Source organism: Rhizobium sp. P38BS-XIX (assembly GCF_012641435.1).
Taxonomy (GTDB): Bacteria; Pseudomonadota; Alphaproteobacteria; order Rhizobiales; family Rhizobiaceae; genus Rhizobium.
Genome location: NZ_JABAIJ010000006.1, coordinates 331,903 through 352,738, shown reverse-complemented (window position 1 = coordinate 352,738; position 20,836 = coordinate 331,903). Strand labels below are relative to the sequence as shown.

General features: G+C 60.3%; 18 protein-coding genes. 8 read left to right on the top strand and 10 right to left on the bottom strand.

Annotation, left to right across the window (positions count from 1 at the left end):
• Positions 1-85 precede the first annotated feature (85 nt).
• Entirely contained in the window at positions 86-1,372 is a 1,287-nt protein-coding gene (locus HGP17_RS21110) for an ABC transporter substrate-binding protein (RefSeq protein WP_168812409.1), read from the bottom strand.
• A 181-nt stretch (positions 1,373-1,553) separates the two neighbouring features.
• Here HGP17_RS21110 and HGP17_RS21105 point away from each other — a divergent pair, with 181 nt between their 5' ends.
• The 3 genes from HGP17_RS21105 to HGP17_RS21095 all read left to right on the top strand — a co-directional run bounded on the left by HGP17_RS21105 (position 1,554) and on the right by HGP17_RS21095 (position 5,328).
• Positions 1,554-2,249 carry a TetR/AcrR family transcriptional regulator gene (locus HGP17_RS21105; RefSeq protein WP_168812408.1) on the top strand — a complete coding sequence of 232 codons (696 nt, stop codon included), beginning with the start codon at positions 1,554-1,556 and terminating at the stop codon, positions 2,247-2,249.
• Between the two features lie 301 nt (positions 2,250-2,550).
• Positions 2,551-3,972 (top strand): mandelate racemase, encoded by a 1,422-nt coding sequence (locus HGP17_RS21100; RefSeq protein WP_168812407.1) that lies wholly within the window; start codon positions 2,551-2,553, stop codon positions 3,970-3,972.
• A gap of 93 nt (positions 3,973-4,065) precedes the next feature.
• Positions 4,066-5,328, top strand: a complete 1,263-nt coding sequence (locus HGP17_RS21095) for a Gfo/Idh/MocA family oxidoreductase (protein WP_168812406.1) — start codon at positions 4,066-4,068, stop codon at positions 5,326-5,328.
• Positions 5,329-5,355: 27 nt separating this feature from the next.
• Here the strand turns inward: HGP17_RS21095 and HGP17_RS21090 are convergent, their stop codons facing one another.
• The 4 genes from HGP17_RS21090 to HGP17_RS21075 form a co-directional block, all read right to left on the bottom strand.
• Positions 5,356-5,943, bottom strand: a complete 588-nt coding sequence (locus HGP17_RS21090) for a transglycosylase SLT domain-containing protein (protein WP_168812405.1) — start codon at positions 5,941-5,943, stop codon at positions 5,356-5,358.
• A gap of 114 nt (positions 5,944-6,057) precedes the next feature.
• Positions 6,058-7,083 (bottom strand): hydroxyacid dehydrogenase, encoded by a 1,026-nt coding sequence (locus HGP17_RS21085; protein ID WP_168812404.1) that lies wholly within the window; start codon positions 7,081-7,083, stop codon positions 6,058-6,060.
• Entirely contained in the window at positions 7,080-8,936 is a 1,857-nt protein-coding gene (locus tag HGP17_RS21080) for a DUF2264 domain-containing protein (protein WP_168812511.1), read from the bottom strand. Before HGP17_RS21080 ends, HGP17_RS21085 begins: the two co-directional genes overlap by 4 nt.
• 40 nt (positions 8,937-8,976) lie before the next feature.
• On the bottom strand, positions 8,977-9,999 hold the full coding sequence (locus HGP17_RS21075; RefSeq protein WP_168812403.1) for a LacI family DNA-binding transcriptional regulator: 1,023 nt from the start codon (positions 9,997-9,999) through the stop codon (positions 8,977-8,979).
• 149 nt (positions 10,000-10,148) lie between these two features.
• Between HGP17_RS21075 and HGP17_RS21070 the strand changes: the two genes are divergently transcribed.
• Positions 10,149-11,444, top strand: coding sequence for an ABC transporter substrate-binding protein (locus HGP17_RS21070; protein ID WP_168812402.1), 1,296 nt, complete (start codon positions 10,149-10,151; stop codon positions 11,442-11,444).
• A gap of 133 nt (positions 11,445-11,577) precedes the next feature.
• Here HGP17_RS21070 and HGP17_RS21065 read toward each other — a convergent pair whose 3' ends face one another.
• From HGP17_RS21065 to HGP17_RS21050, 4 genes are all read right to left on the bottom strand, one after another.
• The gene (locus HGP17_RS21065) at positions 11,578-12,438 is read right to left on the bottom strand and encodes an HAD family acid phosphatase (protein ID WP_168812401.1); all 861 of its coding nucleotides are present in this window, start codon (positions 12,436-12,438) and stop codon (positions 11,578-11,580) included.
• Between the two features lie 374 nt (positions 12,439-12,812).
• Positions 12,813-13,454: a ThuA domain-containing protein gene (locus HGP17_RS21060; RefSeq protein WP_168812400.1), complete on the bottom strand. Its 642-nt coding sequence runs from the start codon at positions 13,452-13,454 to the stop codon at positions 12,813-12,815.
• Between the two features lie 24 nt (positions 13,455-13,478).
• Positions 13,479-14,579: a Gfo/Idh/MocA family oxidoreductase gene (locus HGP17_RS21055; protein WP_168812399.1), complete on the bottom strand. Its 1,101-nt coding sequence runs from the start codon at positions 14,577-14,579 to the stop codon at positions 13,479-13,481.
• A 39-nt stretch (positions 14,580-14,618) separates the two neighbouring features.
• Positions 14,619-15,824, bottom strand: a complete 1,206-nt coding sequence (locus HGP17_RS21050) for an ROK family transcriptional regulator (protein ID WP_168812398.1) — start codon at positions 15,822-15,824, stop codon at positions 14,619-14,621.
• 220 nt (positions 15,825-16,044) lie between these two features.
• Here HGP17_RS21050 and HGP17_RS21045 point away from each other — a divergent pair, with 220 nt between their 5' ends.
• The 4 genes from HGP17_RS21045 (at position 16,045) to ugpC (ending at position 20,290) form a co-directional block, all read left to right on the top strand.
• On the top strand, positions 16,045-17,346 hold the full coding sequence (locus HGP17_RS21045) for an extracellular solute-binding protein (RefSeq protein ID WP_168812397.1): 1,302 nt from the start codon (positions 16,045-16,047) through the stop codon (positions 17,344-17,346).
• 72 nt (positions 17,347-17,418) lie between these two features.
• The gene (locus HGP17_RS21040) at positions 17,419-18,357 is read left to right on the top strand and encodes a sugar ABC transporter permease (RefSeq protein ID WP_168812396.1); all 939 of its coding nucleotides are present in this window, start codon (positions 17,419-17,421) and stop codon (positions 18,355-18,357) included.
• A complete protein-coding gene (locus tag HGP17_RS21035; RefSeq protein WP_168812395.1) occupies positions 18,350-19,198 on the top strand; it encodes a carbohydrate ABC transporter permease in 849 nt (282 codons plus the stop codon). The genes HGP17_RS21040 and HGP17_RS21035 overlap by 8 nt, the downstream gene beginning before the upstream one ends.
• Before the next feature lie 21 nt (positions 19,199-19,219).
• A complete protein-coding gene (gene ugpC, locus HGP17_RS21030) occupies positions 19,220-20,290 on the top strand; it encodes a sn-glycerol-3-phosphate ABC transporter ATP-binding protein UgpC (protein WP_168812394.1) in 1,071 nt (356 codons plus the stop codon).
• A gap of 104 nt (positions 20,291-20,394) precedes the next feature.
• On the opposite strand, the gene HGP17_RS21025 is transcribed toward ugpC, so the two are convergent.
• A complete protein-coding gene (locus tag HGP17_RS21025; RefSeq protein ID WP_168812393.1) occupies positions 20,395-20,772 on the bottom strand; it encodes a DUF427 domain-containing protein in 378 nt (125 codons plus the stop codon).
• Positions 20,773-20,836: the final 64 nt, after the last annotated feature.

The window sequence follows — 20,836 nt, the reverse complement described above, 5'->3', positions numbered from 1 at the left end:
CTTATAGGTCGTTTCCACGCGCAAGGGCGCGGGCGTAGCGACGGCCAAGCCGCCGGCAACGCTCTTGCTGTTTGTACCCACGGTATCAGCCTCGCGTAATGTTTGCTGCTGCCTGTTCGGTGAACTTCGTGCCTGCGTCCTGTGCGCTGGTTTTACCAAAAGCCACTTCCTCGGCGATTTTCTTCAGCAGGAATGCATTCTCACCGGCGCCGTTCGGCGGCGATGGCGGCAATGGCCCGACATGCGGCGTCAGCCGGCCGATATAATCGACCACCTGCTTGCTGACGGGGTCCAGATCGGGCGTCAGAAGATCGCGGATCTTCGGCGAAGCGGGGACGCCGCGCTCGAGACCAAGCGCCTTTGTGCCTTCCGGATCTTCCACCAGATAATTGACGAAGGCGACGGCGGCATCCTTATTCGCCGATGTTGCCGAAACCGACATCAACATGGACGGCTTCAGATACTGGCCGGGCTTGCTGTCCGCAGCCGCGACCGGATAGGAAACGATCTCAAGCTTCTCCTTCACCAGGCCCTGAATGGCCACGAACTGGTTGGAGTGGGCGAAGCTCATCGCTGCTTTCTTCGTCACCAGCATGTCGGTTTCGAGGGTCTGCTGATCGAGCGCCTGGACATCGGCTGGCACACAGGCGCCGCTTTTGCGCATTTGACCCCACAAGTCGAACCACTCGGTCGCATCCTTGGCTTCGAAGGCGAGCTTGCCGTCCGTCGTATAGAGCGCTTTGCCCCGCTGGCGCAGCCAGCATTCGAATGCCGGCTCGTTGCCGCTCGCATCGCCGGTGCCGTAAAATCCGCGGCGCTTTTTGGCTGCCGTTATCTTGGCGCAGGCATCGCCGATCTGTTCCCATGTCATGGCGTCATGTGGCGGCTCGACGCCGGCTTCCGTCCACGCGGCCGAGTTGAAGACCACCATGAAGGAATTTACCCCGAGACTGACGCCGTAGACCTTGCCGTCGACCTTGCCGGAATCGATATTGGCCGGGCCGAAATCCTCGATCGCAAGGCTCTTGCCGAGATAAGGCGTCATGTCGAGCAGCGCGCCGCGGCGGGCATATTCGAAGATATAGCGATAATCCATCTGGATGAGATCGGGCGCGTTGCCACCGCCGGTCTGCGTGGCGAGGCGCGTCCAGTAGCTATCCCAGCCGAAGGATTCGCCGGCTATGGTGATGTCCTTATTCTTGGCCTGGTAGGCCTTCACCGCCGCAAATGTGCGGTCGGCTCGCTCCTTCGACCCCCACCATAGAAGGCGCATCGCAGTCGCGGCTCTGGCGTTGGAAAGCCCGATGCTGCTGAAAGCTACGGTCGCTGCAATGCCGGCAAGCAACTGCCGGCGGTCGATCGTCAACGTCATCCTGGTCTCCTCCCCAGTTTAGCGATGATTTACGAACTGCTTTGCATGATATAACTATTTGGTTACAAGTTGGATAGAAACGCGACCGCTGTCAAGCGCCAATCGCGCAACAATGCAAGCGAGGTATGCGGCAGCTTACGGCACGCACCATGGGAAACACCGGTCGGGAAGGAGGTTGGTCATGGCGGTCAAGGCAGGGCAAGCGATTGAAAAGTCAGCACAAGCCGATACTGGCGGAGGGGTGAGGGCACGGTCGAAAAAGTCCTCGCGCAATCCACAGCGCACCCAGGAAGCAATTCTCGAAGCAGCCACCGAGGAATTTGCCGCCCATGGTTTCGGCGGTGCGCGAGTGGACGCCATCGCGGCACGGGCGCAGACCAACAAGCGGATGCTCTACCATTATTTCGGCGACAAGGAGGGGCTCTATCTCGCTGTGCTGGAGGCGACCTATGCGACGATCCGCAATGCTGAAAAGCAGCTCGATCTCGCCCACCGCCATCCGGAAGAGGGGATGCGGGAGTTGGCTCTCTTCACCTGGCGGCACTTCCTGGCGCACCCGGAGTTTCTAAGCCTGCTTGCCACCGAAAACCTGCATCAGGCCCATTATCTGCAACGCTCCGAAAAAGTATCGGTCATGCACTCGCATCTGATCGACGAGCTTGCGGAGGTTTTGCGGCGGGGAGAGGCGTCGGGCATTTTCAAGCCGGCCATCGACCCTATATCGGTCTATCTGACGATTGCTGCGCTCGGTTTCTTCTACTTGTCGAACCGCCATACACTATCGACGATTTTTGCCCGCAAGCTTTCATCATCGGAGGCACTGAATGCCTGGGGCGAACACATTGTGGACGTAACTCTCGCCTCGATCCGGGCATGAATCGCAATGAAATAAGGGGCCTGCGGCACTTTCGACAAAATTTCAAAAGGTGATTGACAAGGCCGGAGTTCTTGCGTGATCTTGTAACTATACGGTTACATTTCTTAGGCGGCCAAGCAGTTGCTTTTCCTGATTCTGGAGGGAATCAGGCAAGGAGGAGAAATCGTGAGATCTGCCCTATCGTCGCCTGCAGGCCGATGCCGCGAAGGCTCTTATAGCCACTTGCGCAAGGATCTGACGCGCATGGACAGCAACGCCGATCCCCTTACCGGCCTGACAATCACGGGAGCTTCCTGACATCATGACCGATCCATTGAAAATCAGGCTCGTCGAAGCCGAGGCGTTCGAGCGTCCGGTCAAGCTGCGGCTACCCTTCCGTTTCGGGGCGGCGACCTTGCGAGAGGCGCGGCAGGCTTTTCTACGCGTCCGCATCGAAGACGCGCAGGGGCGCTCTGCACAGGGCATGGCGGCCGAACTGATGGTGCCGAAATGGTTCGACAAATCGCCCGAGCTTTCCAACTCCGACAATGAAAACCAGTTGCGCCGTTCACTGACCTTGGCGCTCGACGCCTTGAAGGGTGCGGGATCGGGAACGGCTTTCGGTCTGCATGCTGCCGTCGAGGCTTCGCATCATAGAAGGGCAGCGGGCGAAAAGCTGAATGGTCTCGTAGCCTCCTTCGGCCTTGCGCTCGCCGATCGGGCCATTCTCGATGCGCTCTGCCGGCTGGAGGGGTTGAGCGTCACGCAGGCGATCAGGGCTAACCGCCCCGGTATCAATGGTTCAACGGCAGGCGATCTCTCGAGCTTCGATCTCGCTGGTTTTCTGGCAACATTGGAGCCGGCGGCAAGTCTTGCTGCCCGCCATACCGTTGGTCTGGTTGATGCCATCGTGTCTGCCGATATTCCGACAAGTGAACGATTGAACGACGGGCTGCCGGAGAGTTTCGAAGAGGCGATCGACGCCTATGGGCTGACATTCTTCAAGGTGAAAGTGTCGGGCGTTGCTGATGCGGATATCGATCGCCTCTGCCGCGTCGCTGCCGTCATCGACGCCAAGGTGCCGAGATACTCAGTAACGCTTGATGGCAATGAACAATTCTCCTCCGCCGAGGCAGTTGCGGATCTGCTTGCGCGTGTGAAGGGGGAACCGAGGCTTGCGCGGTTCGCTTCCTCGATCCTGTTCGTCGAGCAGCCGATTGCCCGCGCCCATGCCTTCGAGAAGCCGGTCAAGGCGCTCGCCGCCTTCAAGCCGGTCGAGATCGATGAATCCGATGCCGATATCGATGCGTTCGTCACTGCCAGGGGGCTCGGCTATACCGGTATTTCGTCGAAATCCTGCAAGGGTTTCTATCGCTCGCTCCTGAACCGGGCGCGTGTTGCCAAATGGAGTGCCGAAGACGGCATTCCCTATTTCATGTCGGCGGAGGATCTGACGACGCAGGGCGGTCTGGCGGTACAGGAGGATCTGGCACTCGCCTCCCTGATAGGCATGACGCATATCGAGCGCAACGGCCACCACTATGTCGACGGTATGGCCGGCGCTCCGGAAGCAGAGCAGGCGGCTTTTGCCAAGGCGCATTCCGATCTCTATCGCGTCAACAATGGCCGGACGCGGTTGCGGATCGAGGCGGGGCAGCTCGCGATCGGCTCCGTTATCGGCGCCGTCGGGCTCGGCTCGTCGGTCGAGCCGGATTGGACGGCGATGGAGAGATCGCCGGCTTAGGATTCCGGTTAAGGTCTCGAGGCGCACTCTACCGAGATGAATTCAGGCCGCCGAGGCCTCATCGTCGTCATTTGCAGAGTCTGGAGGAGAGACATGCAGTCATCGAAGAAACGGTACGTTCTGGTCGGCACGGGAAACCGTGGCGTGACCATGTGGGGCAAGGATCTGGTCGAACGCTGGGCCAACGAGGTCGAGCTCGTCGCCGTTTGCGATCTCAACGCCATGCGGGCGAAGCGGGCATTGGAGTATATCGGCGTGTCCGTGCCCGTTTACACAGATTTCGATGAGCTGTTGCGCATCGAAAAGCCGGATCTGGTCATCGTCTGTACGCGCGATTCAACGCATGACGATCTGATCGTCAAGGCGATGGAATCAGGTGCCAACGTCATCAGCGAGAAGCCGATGACGACGACCGTCGACAAGATCAAGCGTATTCTCAATGCCGAGGCGCGCACCGGCAAACGGCTGGATATTTCCTTCAATTACCGCTTTGCGCCGACCTCCGCGAAGATCAAGGAACTGATCAATTCCGGCGTCATCGGCGATGTTACGTCCGTCGATTTCCATTGGTATCTCGACACCAGCCATGGCGCCGATTACTTCCGCCGCTGGCACGCCTTCACGGAAAATTCCGGCAGCCTCTTCGTTCACAAGGCGACTCATCACTTCGACCTTCTGAACTGGTATCTGGATTCCGATCCTCAGACGGTCGCCGCCTTTGCCGATCTCAAGCATTATGGCCGCAAGGGTCCTTTTCGCGGCGAACGCTGTCGTAACTGTCGTTACAAGGACGAGTGCGATTATTATCTCGATATCAGCGCCACGCCGCTGCTTGAGAGCCTCTATGAAGATCCCTCAGCCGTGGACGGCTATGTGCGCGATGCCTGTGTCTTTCGCGAGGATATCGATATCCCTGACACGATGGTGGCTTCCATCCGCTACAGCAGCGGCGTCAACGTTTCCTATTCTCTCAATACCTACATGCCGATCGAAGGACACCACCTTGCCTTCAACGGCCACAAGGGCCGTATCGAGCTGCGCCAATACGAGAAGCAGAACTGGACGACACCGCCGGCCGACGAGATCGTCGTCATGAAGAATTTCGGCGATGTCGAGCGCATATGGGTGCCGCATTCATCCGGCGGGCACTACGGTGGCGATGACCGATTACGCAATATGCTGCTTCGCTCCGGTCCGAACGACGAACTCAAGCAGCGTGCCGGCTCACGCGCCGGTGCACTGTCGGTGTTGTGCGGGATCGCGGCACTTCAAAGCAGCAAAACCGGTCAACAGATCTCGATTGCCGATATCTGGGGTAAGGATGACGGCCTGAACCTCCTGGAGCCGCGGCCTTAGGGCCTTCGGCTCCCAAGGCTCGCGAGACTAGTTGCAGCCGGGAAGCTGCTGCGCGTAGATGCGCGTCATGCCGTTGAAACGTCTGGCGCCGGCAAGCGCAATGGAGTTGCTGCGCCACGATCCCTGCAGATACCCCTTAGGCCCTGAATAATAAGCGAGGTAAAGCTCGTAGGAATTGTTGAGGGCAATGCCGGTCTGCAGGTGCGTCTGGTAGTGATACCAGCCGACAAAGTCGATCGCATCGGCGAAGTTGGTGCGGCTTGCGCCCCAATTCCCGGTCTCGCGCTTATACTTGTCCCATGTGCCGTCGAGAGCCTGGGAATAGCCATAGGCGGTCGTCGGGCGCTTCCAGGGAATGAAACCGAGCAAATAGCGGCGCGGCGGCCGAGCCCGTGGTCGGAAGCCGGATTCGGTGTAGATCGTCGCCATCAGGATAGGCACCGGCACACCATATTTGCGCTCGGTGTTTTGCGCTGCTCTTTGCCAGTTGTTGAACCAGCCGTCGCGCTGGTCGAAGATCGCGCAGATGTTGCGGGTGCGCGACGGCGCGGTGGCGCAGCCTGCCAGCACGGCAAGCAGCATTACGGCCAGAATGGAAAGGACGCGGGTACGCATTACTAGAACCTCTCGACTAAAGAGATTGCTAGCCGCGAATGATTAAAAACGGGTTGTCTGCCTGTGCCGAAATGGGGCGATTTCAGGGTGTTTTCATGAATTTGCTGCGTCGCGTCATGCCATGCGCGCCATGTCCTCACGGCGGATTTGATAGAGCAGCGGCTTGCCTTCAATGAAGCGGATGGCTTCATCCACGGCCATCTCGCCGAGGCGGGTTCGCTCCAGTCCAACGGCACCGGCGATGTGCGGCGTCAGGAAGACGTTCGGCAGATCGTAAAAGGCTGACCCCGCCTCCGGGATCTCCGGATCGGTGACGTCGATGATCGCGTCAATGCGGCCGGTTTTCAGTACGGCGATCAGAGCGGTTTCATCCACCAAGGCGCCGCGTGCCGTGTTGATGAACGTCGCGCCGTCTTTCATCAAAGACAGACGGCTGGCGTTGATCATTTGGTGCGTGGCGGGCAGTGACGGGGCATGTAGCGAAACGATATCGGAGGATGCCATCAAGGCATCCAGTTCGGCTTTTTCCACGCCGAGATTTGCCGCCTCTTGCGCGTCCACCATCGGGTCGTAAAGCAGGATGCGGTAGCTGAAGGGAGCCAGCAACTCGATCACCCGCCTGCCGATGCGCGAGGCGCCGATGATGCCGACGGTGCGACCATAATTGCCGATCGCTTGCGCCTGCATCGGTACGGTCTGGTTACGATTGCGGTCGGCAACGTAAAGATCGCGAAACCGGAAGACCTTCTTGCCGGCAAAGATGATGGCGGCAAGGGTGAACTCGGCAACCGGCAGGGCATTGGCTTGGGCGGAATGACTGACCTGGATACCGCGATCGAAGAGGTCGTCGCCGAGCAGTCCTTTCACGGTGCCGGCGGCGTGGACCACCAGCTTCAGATTTGGGGCTTGTCGAAGCGCGGTGGCGTCGATCGTCGGGGCGCCCCAGCCGGTGATCAGGATTTCCGTTTCCGCCAGCAGCTTGGTCGCGCGATCGTCGCCGAAGCCTTGCATTGGCGCGGCATCGAGCACCCGGCCGACGGTAGCGAGGCGCTGGATAAGCGCCTCCGGCAGCACATGCTGGGTCCGCGAGGGCTGCATGGCAAAGGCGATGGCCGGGCGGTCGGAGGTGGATTGCGTCATGGCAGGCGACCGGGCGCCTGGATGGCGCTGACTGTAATTCCCTTCTCCGTCACGAGGGCCCGCAGCGCATCGATATCGGGTTTGGCAGGTGGGTTCGTCCAGGCGTGGGTAACAGCCGCAGGATCCTTCACCGCAAGAACGGCCGAGACAAGCGTGGTCTCGCCCGCTGGAATTGCGCCCCGCAACTGCGGCACCAAGCTTTTGGAGGCGATGAGATTGGTATTCGGCGGTGCCTTCTGGGCGATACCTTCCCGGGCAATCGTGGAGCCAAGATCGAGAATGCCGCTGAAATCCTCTTCACCGATCGCGCAGGCGGAGCCGCGTTCGGATGCGAGCGTGTCAGCCTCGAAATCGCGTCTTGCAATGGCAAAGCCGCCTTCGGCCGTTTGCAGCGGGCGTGGCGTGCTGATCCTGTGCAGTCGGATGTGCCAGGAAGACGCCGGGATCAGCCAGGTCTCTACTGTTACGTCCGGATAAGGCAGCCACTTGGCGTAGAGCGTATCGCCGGCAAGCTTTGCTTCCTCATTGGTTTCCCGAACCCGGTAGTGCAGGCCATCGTCGCTGAAGGCGAGCATGCTGTCGAAGGCGCCGCCGGCGAAGATGCGCTCGTCGCTTTCGATGCTGAAGCCGTAGCGGGCCGAATAGGCGAACTTCGAATATTTTTCCGCGCCGAAGCGCATCTGCTGGTTTTCCTGGCCGGAGGAGAGCGCGACGACATCGGCCTTGCTGCGCATCATCACCATGCCGGGGTGCTTCTGCGGGATGATAGCCGGCTCATTTTCAGCCGATTTTTCTTCTGCCGTCCAGAATGGATGGGTCTTGGGCAGCGCCAGCGGCAGGAAGGCCTTGAAGGCCCAGTAGGGCGAGCCGGCGGAATTGTAGTTCTCGGACATCAGCAGGTTGGGATAGGCAAAGCCGATGGGCAGGGTGCCGTCGCGATTGGCGATCGGCTTGTCGGCCCACCAGCGCAGGTGGCGAAGGCAGAGGCCCTTGATCTCGCCCCACAGCAGTGCCTCGACGTCGGCAAAGGCAAGGGCCGACCAGAAGCCGGCGCAGGCGAACCTGTAGGTCAGGCTGCGGCCGAAGGGGATCGTGGCGCCATCGGCCGCGAACCAATGGCGGAAATCCCTGGCAAAGAGGATTGCCCGTTCGCGATAGCGCCTGGCCCGGTCGTCATCGACGAGCTTGGAGTAGATTAGTCCGTAGAAATGCATGGCGAAGGGAACGTAGTGGTCGATGCGCCGTACATCGCCGTCGCGATACCAGCCGTCGCCGATATAGAAGCCATCCAGTTCGTTCAGATAGGTTTCCGTCAAGCTGCGGTCGAAAGAGGCGCCGAGCCGATCGAGCGCGATGTCGACGAAGATGCGGAAGAATTTCCAATTGTTGTCGGCATAGTCGAAGGTGCGGGCGTGTTTGAGGTAGGTGATGAGATTGTCGCGGGCGCGCTGATCGAGCGGTTCCCAGATCTTTTCAGGGACCAATGCGAGGGCGAAGCCGAGGGCGGCAAGCTCGACCATGCGCTGGTCGCGGCCGTTGACCGTGCCCCAATATTCCGGATGTGTCGGATCGACGCCGTTGGCGAGGCCCTCCGCATAACGGTTCCAATGGGCAAAATCGCCGCCACCGGCACCGAGCGGCGCAAGGCCCCAGAGCGGGCGAGCAAAGCCTTCGAGATCGGCGGCCGCGCGGTCGAAATGCGCGCCGGCACCATCGATGCGGACGCGGGCGCCACCGTCGGAGAAATAGGGGATCAGTGGATCGAACAGGTCGGTCAGCGCGCGGCGCATGTCCGGAAGGGTCTTCAGAGGATTGCCGGCGAGCGGATTGGAGCTGGCGGGGTCATAGATCATCGGTTCGGCTTTCTCGATCGTTTCCGCGGCGGGATTGGCTTCAGGTTTCGGGCGGTAGAGTGCCTCCGGCGATCGGTTGAACGCCGTGGCAAATCTGGCGTGCCGGCGCATCGCGGTCGCGGAAGCGCGCGATCATCAGGCCGATGGCTTCCCGGCCGAGAGCTGCGCGGTCGACGCGCATCGTTGCCAGCCGTGGGTTGGTCATCAGGGCACAGGGCAGATCGTCGAAGCCGACGATGGCAAAATCCTCCGGCACACGCAGGCCGGCTTCAATCACGGCGTCGAGGACACCGACGGCGATGAAGTCATTCATGCAGAAGGCGGCGGTGAAGCCGCTTTTCTCGGCAAGAATGGCGGCTGTCGTGTCATGCGCTTCCTGGCTGGAGCTGCCGCGGAAATTCATCGGCACGAGCCTTCCCTCGGCGCCTTCCACCGAAGCGATCGCCGCCTCGAAGCCGCGCACGCGCTCGCGGATCGTCTGGCGATGCGAGCCGGTGAGATGCAGGATGCGGCGATGGCCGGCGTCGAGCAGGCGGCGCGTTGCGGCATAGGCGCCGAAGAAATTGGCGGGCGATACGCCATCGAAGATCAGCTTGTGATCGGTGCCGTTGACGAGCACCACCGGCGTGCCGCTTGCTTCGAGCCAGCGGCGAAGTTCGTCGGAGGGATCGATGCCGACGAGAAACAGACCCTCTGCGCCGGCTGTCTGGAGATATTCCTTCACCAGCTCCGGTTCGGTTCTTGCCTGGCGGATCAGGCGGATATCGAAGCGCATGCCGCGCTCGACGGCGCCGGCACGCAAGCCTTCCACGATGCCTTCGTAGAAAACGCTCAAGCCTCCCGTAACGCTGTCGCTCGCGATCAGCGCAAGGCCACCCGTCGTCGTCTCGGCTGCGGTCTTCAAGGGATAGCCGAGATCGCTCGCGACCTTGAATATATGCTGGCGGATCGTGTCGCTGATGCCGGGTTCATTGGTCAAGACCCGCGACACCGTGGAGACGGAGACGCCCGCTGCGGCAGCAATGTCGGCCTGCCTGATGCGTTTTGTACGGCTATCATTCATATCGCAAAATTATGCAAAAATATGCAAATTTGCAATAGAAAGATTTTTTATTGCATAGTGCAATCTTGTTGCATATCTTCGCTTCATCTTATCCGCAGAGGCGCCGGGGGAGGGTGCGCGGATGGCAACGCAAGAGAAGGAGGAATCTCATGCGCATGAATCGTCGTTCTTTCATGATCGGAGCCGCTGGAACCGCGGCTGGCCTTGCCTTTACGGGTGGAGCGATGCCCGCCTTTGCCGATGCGACACAATTGCGCGCCATGTGGTGGGGTTCACCCGATCGCGGTAAGCGTACTGTCGCGGTTGCCGAGCTGTTTCACGGCAAGAATCCGGATATTTCCGTCGTTGGCGAAAGTATCAGTGGCGATGGCTATTGGGCCAAGCTTGCGACCGGAATGGCCAGTCAGAACATTGCCGATGTCTTTCAGCTCGAGCCGAGCTCGATCGCCGACTACTCCAGGCGCGGTGCCTGCATGGCGCTCGATCAATTCGTTCCTTCCACACTGAACGTCGATAGCTTCGGCAAGGATGTCCTGAAGCTCACGACGGTCGACAACAAACTCTATGGCATCGGTCTCGGGCTCAACTCCTTCTCGCTGTTTTACGACGAGGACATGTTCAAGAAGACCGGCCTGACGCCGCCAGGCCCGACAACGACCTGGACAGAATATGCAGACCTTGCGGTGGAAATGACCAAGGCCGCGGGCAAACGCGCCTATTGGGGTGGCCCTTATGGTGCGCGCTACCAATATGTGTTCGACGCGTGGCTGCGCCAGCGCGGCAAGATGCTCTATACGGATGAGGGCGGCCTGGGTTTCGCTGTCGACGACGCCAAGGAATGGTATACCTATTGGGAAGATCTTCGTAAGCGCGGTGGTACCGTCTCGGCTGACGTCCAGACGCTCGACCAGAGCGTCATCGAAAGCAATTGCCTGGCGCTTGGCAAAGCGGCCATGGGCATGACCTATTCCAACCAGCTTGTCGGCTATCAGCTCGTCGTTAAGGGCAAGCTCGGGATCACCATGCTGCCGCGCGAGAAGAAGGACGGACCTTCCGGCCACTATTACCGCCCGGCTCTGATCTGGAGCGTCGGCGCTACCAGCAAGAACGGCGAAACGGCGGCTAAATTCATCAACTTCTTCGTCAACGATGTCGATGCCGGCAAGATTCTCGGGGTCGAGCGCGGTGTGCCTATGTCGCCTGCGGTCCGTCAGGCGATCCTGCCGCAGCTCAATCCGGTGGAGCAGTTGACGGTCAAATATGTCGAGCTTCTGAAAGACCAGGTCGGCGACTATCCGCCGCCGGCACCGATGGGATCCGGGGAGTTCGATCAGAACGTCATGCGCCCCGTCGCCGACCAGCTCGCCTTCGGCAAGATCACGGTCGCCGAGGCTGCGCAAAAGCTGGTGGAAGAAGGCGGGGCAAAGCTCAAAAGGAAGAGTTGATTGGGTTCAGGCCTTAGGCTTTTCTTCGACGGAAGCTTGATGCCCGTCTCCGTCACCATCGCAGTCCCTTCCCTTTAACCGGAAGGTCGCGAGGTGGCGGAGGCGGACATCGCAATGTCCGGGAGTTCGGTTGCTATTTCCCATCCCAGGGCGTCAAGGCATCCTGCTTCATCTTCCGCTGCTCTTCTGGCGGTAGCTTGTAATCGCCCTTGTAGGGCGCGCTTTCAAACGAGCCATAAGTTGGATTTGCGATCGCGATCCAGTCATGGCCGAAATGGGTCTTGGCGGCTTCGAATGCCTTCTGACGCTCTTCCACCGTGCCCTTGTAGTCATCTGTGAAATCGCCGAAATTATCGCCGAACATCAGCAGGATGCGATAATTCTTGGCGATGAAGGCGCGACGCGTGCCCTTGGCGGAACCCCAGTCGGGCTGTTCCTTGGCGCTGAGGAAGGTGTCGACATTATCGCCCATCGGAAAGCCGAAGCGCTTCAATTCCTCGACGGTCGGCTTCTCTTCCTCCACCGTGCGGTTGGTCACGTAGAAGACCTTCACGCCCTTCGAGGCGGCATATTGGGTGAATTCCACCGCACCCGCGATCGGCTTGTCCTGCTGGGCGTTGACGTAGTGCGTCCAACTGTCAGCAGTAAAGCTGCTGCCGGTGGTGATGTTGCGCGCCTGATACGGCGATGTGTTGACGATGGTATCGTCGACATCGAGGATGATGGCTGGCGGAAAGTCCTGGAAATTACCCGTCTGTTCCACTGGGGCAGCAGTCCAGTTCTTGTCCGCCAAGGCTTCATCGAGCCTGATGCGGCCGAGCGTATAGGCGCCGAGTGCATTGGCTTGAGCCTCGACCGAAGTCTGGTCCCAAAGAACCGCGTTGAGATTGTCATCGGGCGTGGCGTCCGGCAGATCGGCAGCCAGAGCTGGTATGGCGGCAGCGAGGCTGATGGTTGCGACGAGCGCCCGGCGCCCGGTAGATCCGTTTCTCACGCTGTTCTCCCTTTTAGAGCGGTTCAGCTTTTCACGGAATCCCCGAACCGCTCTATCTCTTTGTTTTCGCGCAATTCCGGACAGAAAACCGCTGCGCACTTTTCCTGGAATTGCTCCAGAAATCCGCAATAGATATCAAAGGCTTCCAATTTGCCTCATCTATGATGCGGGAGGAGATAGTTTGGGCGCTGAGCGAATGTGTCAAGTCTGTGACGGTTTCATGTGCCACTTAAACCGCTTGCCGCCCGCAACCCATAGGGTGCGAGCAGCTGGTTTGCGTCTCGGTCAGCGAGGCCATGCCATGGCTTCGTTCATCATCTGACGTGTTCTTGAGAGCGGATGGAAAGCCGCTTCGCACTTTTCCTGCAATTGCTTTAGCGCGCGGCCCAGTTGGCGCCGCGGCGGAAGATGGTCTTCATCTGCGGAACCTCGAATTCCTTGGCCTGGTGGCCGAGGGAGGAATAGAAGACGCGGCCCTTGCCGTATTTGCGCTTCCAGGCGACGGGCATGACGACGCCGTCGATCCAGTAGGCGTGGTCGCCGGTGAAGGTCGTGGTCGCCAGCACCTCGTTCGACGGGTCGACATGCATGTAATATTGCTCCGACGTGTAGGGGAAATCGGTGATCCCCTCCATGATCGGGTCGTCCGGGCGGGTGATATTGACCGTGTAGTCGATGATATTGCCGGGATGGGCGACCCACTGGCCGCCGATGATGAACTGGTACTCGACGCTTTCACGGAACGAGTCGCCGGCGCCGCCGTGATAGCCGGCAATACCAACACCGCTTTCGATCGCGGCGGCAAGGTTCTTGACCTCCTCTTTCTCGATCTTCGACATGGTGACGATCGGCACGATCAGGCTGAGATCGTGGATCGAGGGATCGGCGAAGGCTTCGGTGCTGTTTTCGAGGTAGACCTTGAAGCCGTCCTCCTCCAGCATGTCGCGGATGATGTGGGCGCATTCCTGTGGTTCGTGGCCGCTCCAGCCGCCCCAGACGATAAGTGCTTCACGCATGATAATCCTCCTGAAATTGAGTAATTAGCGGCCAATCTGCCCATCCACCAGGGATTCGGACAGAGGGGCTGGACGCTCCGTTTGCGTCGTGATGGTGACCGTGCGCCCGCCGTCGGAAGCCGTCTGGAAGGCTTCCATGACCTCGAGCACATGCAGCGCAAGGCTACCGTTGGCGCGGTGCGGGCGGTTCGAGCGGATGGCATGCGCCATGTCGGCAACGCCGAGCGAGCGGTAGTTGCCGTCGGCATAGGGTGCGGTGATCTCGCGCTCGGCGAATTCGCCGCCCTTCTTCAAAAACTCCACGGGACCGCCGAAGCGGTTCGGATCGGGCACGATCAGCGTGCCCTCAGTGCCGTAGACTTCGAGCGGCACATGCTTGTGGCCGGCCACATCGAAGCTCATGCCGATCTGGACGACCGCGCCATTGGCAAAGGCCATGACGCCGGCAACATGCGTCGGTACATGCACGGGGATGTGTTCGCCGTTGCGCGGCTCGCTGGTGATGATGCGCTCCTTGCGCGGCGTCACGGCAAAGCCGGCGACCTGCGAGACGGGCCCGAGCAGATTGACAAGATCGGCGATGTAGTAGGGACCCATATCGAGCATCGGGCCGCCGCCGACTTCGTAGTAGAAAGCCGGATTCGGATGCCAGCGCTCATGTCCCGGGCACATGAAGGTTGCTGTGCCGCCGACCGGAATGCCGATGGCGCCTTCATCAATGATGGCGCGCGCCGTCTGGTGACCGCCGCCGAGGAAGGTGTCCGGCGCTGCGCCGATGCGCAGGCCCTTGAAGGCTGCCGCGTCGGCGAGCTTCTTGCCTTCCGTGAAGGTGATGCCGAGGGGCTTTTCCGAGTAGGTATGCTTGCCGGCGTCCAGTGCCTGCAGACCGACAGCGACGTGTGCCTTCGGAATGGTCAGGTTGACGATGATCTCGATCGAGGGATCGGCCAGCAGGGTGGCGATATCGACGGCCTTCAGGCCGAATTCCGCAGCTTTCGCCTCGGCCAACTCGCGATTGAGATCGGCGACGCCTTTGATGTCGAGAATGGGAAAGGATTTCATGGCGGTGAGATAGGCGCCGGAAATGTTTCCGCAGCCGATTATGCCGATGCCGACCTTATTCATAGATTTCCTCCAGATGAATTGTCTTTGCTGTCCTGCGGATCAGAGAGCCGGCGCCGGTCCCGTCGTCCCCCAGGGCGATTCGTAGAGTTCGCGCAGCGCGACGACTGCCGCGCCCTGTGCCCAGGTCTCGTCGGTCGACTGGTCGAACACCAGCTCGGTCACACCCTTGATCGATGGTGGAATGGCCAGCGAATAGGCCTCCCGCAGGCTGTCGAGGAAGGGCTGGCCGAGCGCCAGGCTCGATCCCACGAGGATGACGCGCGGCGGTGCAAACAGCGTGACGATGTTGGCAAGCGCCATGCCGCAGGCCTCGCCGGCGCGGATGGCCGCGTTGATCAACGTGTTGTCTTCGGCATCGATCAGCGTCTTGGCATGGGCCATACCCCGTCCGAGGCGAACAGCTTCGGCAAAGCGGCCGCCATTCGGCTGGTCACCGAGAATGGCGCTCTCGCCGGCAAGGCTGGCCAGTCTGATCAAGCCCTGCGACCCCATGCCCAGCACAAGGTCTCCGAGATTGTGGCTGAGGCCGCCGGCGCCGCGAAAGAGCTGGCCGCCGTGCAGCACGCCGAGACCCAGCGTCTGCTCCAGCGACACGAGCACCATGTCGTCGAGGTCCCTGGCCTTGCCGAACCAGTGATGTGCCAGTGTAATGGCGTGCGCATCGCTTTCGACGATGGTGGTCACACCCAACCGCTCCGACATTTCCTTGGCGAAATCGACGCCCGTCTCGCGAAAGATCGGGCTGGTGCGGACATGGCCGGTGCGATGTTCGACGACGCCGGGCAGGCCGAGGCAGACGGAATCGATCTCGTCGAGAGCCAGATTGGCATCTACGACGCAGCGGCGCACGCCATCTTCAAGAAGATCGGCGATGACGCCGATCGGCTGTCGATCGACGCGCAGCGCCAGCGTCAACGTCGAAAGTACCTCGCCGCAGAAATCGGTGACGACGAATACCATCCGATTGGCGGCGATTTTCGCACCGACAACGCGCGCGGCATCTGGATTGAGCTCCAGCATCACGCGTGGCCTGCCGCGGCTGGCGGACTCGCGCAGATCGCCTTCGGTGCGGGCGAGAATCAGCCCGTCGTCCAGCAAGGATGCCGTGATCGCCGACACCGTGGTGGTCGAAAGCTGGGTGCGGTCGCTGATTTCGATACGTGCGATGGAGCCTGCCCGCCGGATGGTATCCAGCACATTGAAGCGGTTTATCGCCCGCATAAGCTCGGGATCTGCTGTTTTCATAAAAATGGCGCCGAATGACGGTCCCGCTCGGCTGCGGACTGGTATTTTTAACGGAATGCGAATTAAATAACCTATGGGCATTGCCCAATGTCAAGCCATTTTGACGCGATCATGCCGAAAATTTAGCGATGCCGGTTGACATTTGGGCAAAGCTCCGTTGAATTATTCCGCATAAGGGAAAAAATATTGAGGCTCTTGGTTCCCTTGGGAGGAGAAAATCATGATCCATCTACGTGGGGCCAAGGCCCTTCGCATCGCGGCTATTGCTGCGACAAGCGGGCTGGCAATTCTGGCCGGTGTGACGAGCGCTGCCGCCGATACAACGGTGAAGTGGCTGCACCTTGAGGCCAATCCGGCCTATGTCGCCATCTGGCGCAAGATTGCCGATGAATATCAGGCCAAGCATCCCGGCACGAAGATCGAGATGCAGTTCCTGGCCAACGAAGCCTTCAAGGCCAAGCTGCCGACCTTGCTGCAGTCCAAGGACGCTCCCGACCTGTTTTACAGCTGGGGTGGCGGCGTGCTGAAACAACAGCAGCAGACCGGCACGCTGCTCGACCTGACCTCGGCCATGGATGCCAAGGACGGCGCCTGGAAGAAGAGCTACAATCAGGCCGCCATCAAGGGCTTGACCTTCGACGGCAAGATCAGCGCAGTGCCCTATCAGATGGGCACCGTTTCCTTCTTCTATAACAAGGCCCTCTTCGCCAAGGCCGGCGTCGATGCCGATGCCATCAAGACCTGGGACGACTATCTCGCAGCCGTGAAGAAGATCAAGGCGGCCGGCATCGTGCCGATTGCGGGCGGCGGTGGCGAGAAGTGGCCGATCCACTTCTACTGGAGCTACCTCGTCATGCGCGACGGCGGCCAGCAGGTGTTCAACGACGCCAAGAACGGCAAGGGCAACGGCTTTAACGATCCGGCCATCATCAAGGCTGGCGAGCAGCTGGCCGAACTCGGCAAGCTCGATCCCTTCCAGCCCGGCTATCTCGGCGCCACCTGGCCGCAGACGCTTGGCGTTTTCGGTGACGGCAAGGCTGCGATGATCCTGAGCTTCGAGACGACGGTCGCCACCCAGCGCGTCAATGCCGGCGACGGCAAGGGCCTTGCCGACGACAATATCGGCCGCTTCGCCTTCCCGGCTGTGACCGGCGGCGCGGGGGCGCCAACGGATACGCTCGGCGGCCTGAACGGCTGGGCCGTCACCAAGAAGGCGCCGCCGGAAACCCTCGATTTCCTCGCCTATCTCACGAATGCCGAGAATGAGCGCACCATTGCGCAGGCCGGCCTGATCATCCCCGTCGCGAATGGTGCCGAGGATGGCATCAAGTCGCCGCTTATGCGCGGTGCGGCCGATCAGCTGGCGCATTCCACCTGGCATCAAAACTTCTTCGACCAGGATCTCGGTCCTTCCGTCGGCCGTGTCGTCAACGACATCTCCGTCGGCATCGTTTCGGGCCAGATGACTCCCAAGGATGGCGCGCAGCAGGTTCAGGACGCCTTCGAACAGGACCAGCTCTAGCGGCATCCGGCGCCGGCCGCTCCCTTGTGCCGGCGCCGGTTTTTATTTGAACTGCAATAGTCGAGACTGCCCATGACCGATGTCAGCGCCACGACCACCATGCCTTCCGTCGCAAGAGCGAGGCCCGCCGCGAAGCGCAAATCGCCGGCCGCGCGCGGCCGTATGCCGGTCATTCTGCTGTTCCTGCCGCCAGCACTCCTGTTGTTCACGATCTTCGTCATCCTGCCGATGGGGGAGGCGGCCTGGTACAGCTTCTATCGCTGGAACGGCTATGGGCCGCCGACCGAGTTCGTGGGCCTGCGCAATTTCGAGGTGTTGTTCAAGAACGGCGCGTTTCTGACATCGCTCAAAAATAATGCTTTGATCATTGTGGTGTCGATCGCGATCCAGGTGCCGCTTGCCATCTGGTTGGCGACGATGCTGGCAAACCGCATTCGCGGCGTCGTGCTCTTCCGCCTGATCTTCTTCCTGCCTTATGTGCTTGCCGAAGTCGCCGCCGGCCTGATCTGGCGTTTCGTCTATGACGGCGATTACGGCCTGTTCGCCGCGATCGCGCATTTTCTCGGCACGCCAACTCCTTACGTGCTCGCCGACAAGGATCTGGCGATGTACGCCGTGCTCGGCGTGATCGTGTGGAAATATTTCGGCTTTCACATGATGCTGTTCATCGCCGGCATGCAATCCCTAGACAAGAGCGTGCTGGAAGCGGCCGAGATCGATGGTGCCACCGGTTGGCAGAAGTTTCGCTACGTGACGCTGCCGCTGCTCGGCTCGACACTACGCCTCTCGGTCTTCTTCGCCGTCGTCGGATCGCTGCAGCTCTTCGACATGATCATGCCGCTCACTGGCGGCGGACCGTTCAACTCGACCCAGACGATGGTGACGTTCCTGTTCAATTTCGGTGTCACCCGCATGCAGGTCGGCCTCGGCAGCGCCGTCGGCGTCGTGCTGTTCGTGATCTGCGTCACCCTCGCCTTCGGCTACAAACGGATCTTTATGCGCAATGACTGATATGGCTTCATCCGTTCGACTGACCACCGGCACGAAGATCTATCTCTATGTGTCGCTGACCATCATTGCCGCCATCGTGCTGATTCCGCTGCTGACGACCGCGCTCGGCGGCTTCAAGACGCTCGGCGATCTCAGAACCAATCCCTTCGGCCTGCCGGTCGAATGGCATTTCGAGAATTACACCGGCATTCTGTTCGGCGACCGCTACTGGCGGCAGATGATGAATTCCCTGATCATCGCCGTGCTCACCGTGTTTCTGACGCTGTCGGTCTCGGCAATGGCAGCCTTTGCCTTCGCGCATGTGAAATTCTTTGGCTCGAACTTCCTGCTGAACTATTTCCTTATCGGTCTGATGTTTCCGGCAGCCACCGCCATCCTGCCGCTGTTCATCCGTATCCGCGATCTCGGCCTGCTCAATACCTATTGGGGCGTGGTGCTGCCGCAGGTGGCTTTCGGCCTCGGCATGAGCATTCTGCTCTTCCGAAACTATTTTCGAAACCTTCCGGAAGAATTGTTCCAGGCCGCCTTTGTCGACGGTTGCGGCTATATCCGCTTCTTCTGGCATATCTCGTTGCCGCTCTCACGGCCGATCATCGCGACGGTCAGCATCATCTCCTTCGTCGGCAGCTGGAACAGCTATATCCTGCCGCTGATCATGCTGAATTCGGACTCGATCTATCCCTGGCCGCTCGGCATGATGGTCTATAGCGGCGAGTTCGGCACGGAGTGGGAGCTGGTGCTGGCCTTCATCACGCTGACCATCCTGCCCACCATCATCGTCTTCTTCCTGGCGCAGAAACACATCATCGCCGGCCTCACCGCCGGCGCCGTGAAATCCTGAGCCTTATTGGAGTACAAACAAATGGCATCCGTCGAACTGCACAACATCCACAAGGCCTATGGAGCGCTTACCGTCATCCACGACATCTCGCTGTCGATCGAGGACGGCGAGTTCATCGCGCTGGTCGGCCCCTCGGGCTGCGGCAAGTCCACGTTGCTGCGGATGATCGCCGGGTTGGAGGAAATCACCGATGGCGACGTGTCGATCGGCGGGCAGGTGGTCAACGCCATGACGCCGCGCGAGCGCAACATCGCGATGGTCTTCCAGTCTTATGCGCTCTATCCGCACATGACTGTCGCCGAGAATATGGGCTTCAATCTGAAGCTCTCGGGCGAGACCAAGCAGTCCATCGAACAGCGGGTCAATGAAGCCGCACGCATGCTCGATCTTACCAAGCTACTCGACCGCAAGCCGGCGCAGCTTTCCGGCGGCCAGCGCCAGCGTGTCGCCATGGGCCGCGCCATCGTCCGCAATCCCGCCGTCTTCCTGTTCGACGAGCCGCTCTCCAACCTCGATGCGAAGCTGCGCGTGCAGATGCGCTCCGAAATCAAATCTTTGCATCAGAAGGTGCAGACCACCTCGATCTACGTGACCCACGACCAGATCGAGGCCATGACGCTTGCCGACCGGATCGTGGTGCTGAACCAGGGCCGCATCGAACAGGAGGGCACGCCGATCGATCTTTATCGCCGGCCGGCCAATCTCTTCGTCGCCGGGTTCATCGGCTCGCCGGCCATGAACTTCCTCGACGGAACGGTCGAAGGGGTCGATGGTGCGCCTGCCGTGCGCCTGAAGGACAGCACGCCGGTGCGCATTGCAGGCGAACGCAAAGTCAAGGCAGGGCAGAGCGTCAAGATCGGTCTCCGGCCCGAGCATTTGAGCCTTGCCAGCGGCGGTTCGCCGCTGTCTGGCCAGACACTGCTTGTGGAGCCGACGGGCGCGCAGACGCATGTGCTTTTCGATCTCGCCGGCGATCAGGTGACGGCCGTTGTCGATGGCGAGGCACCGGTGCGTTACGGACAGCCGCTCAATGTTTCGATCAGCCCGGAGCAGGTCTATGTCTTCGATGCCTCGAGCGGACTGGCTCTTTAAGGCGTGTCACATGTTGCTGGCTCGCGCCCCGTGCTTGACGTCTGGCTTCATCGCAAAACCGCAGAGCACGTTCGCGTGCCCGGCGTTAGCGCTGTCGGCAGACGTCAGGTGATGATGTCGATGGCATCGACACGGTCGGGATAGAAGGCCATGTAATCCTTGATGCGGCCAACGGCCTCATACGGATTTTCGTAGGTCCAGATCGCATTTACCGAACGCTCGCCGCCGGCGGGGATGCTGTAATAGGAACAATCTCCCTTGTAGGGGCAATAGGTTTCGTGGCTGGTCTTTTCCAGCAACGCCATATCGACGTCCTTGCGGGGGATATAGACGACGGCCGGATACGAAGCCTCCTTCAAGGATAGCGCCTCACGCGTGTCCGCAATCACCTTGCCGGCGACCGACACCTTGATGTGGGCATGCTTCTCCTCGATCGCGATCGGATGATCCGGTCCCGGGATCTTGATTGTCTTTTCCGGCATGCTGGGCCTCCTGACCTAAAAGAACAGGCCAGGCCGTTCGAGCGGCAATGGGCCTGACGTTCTG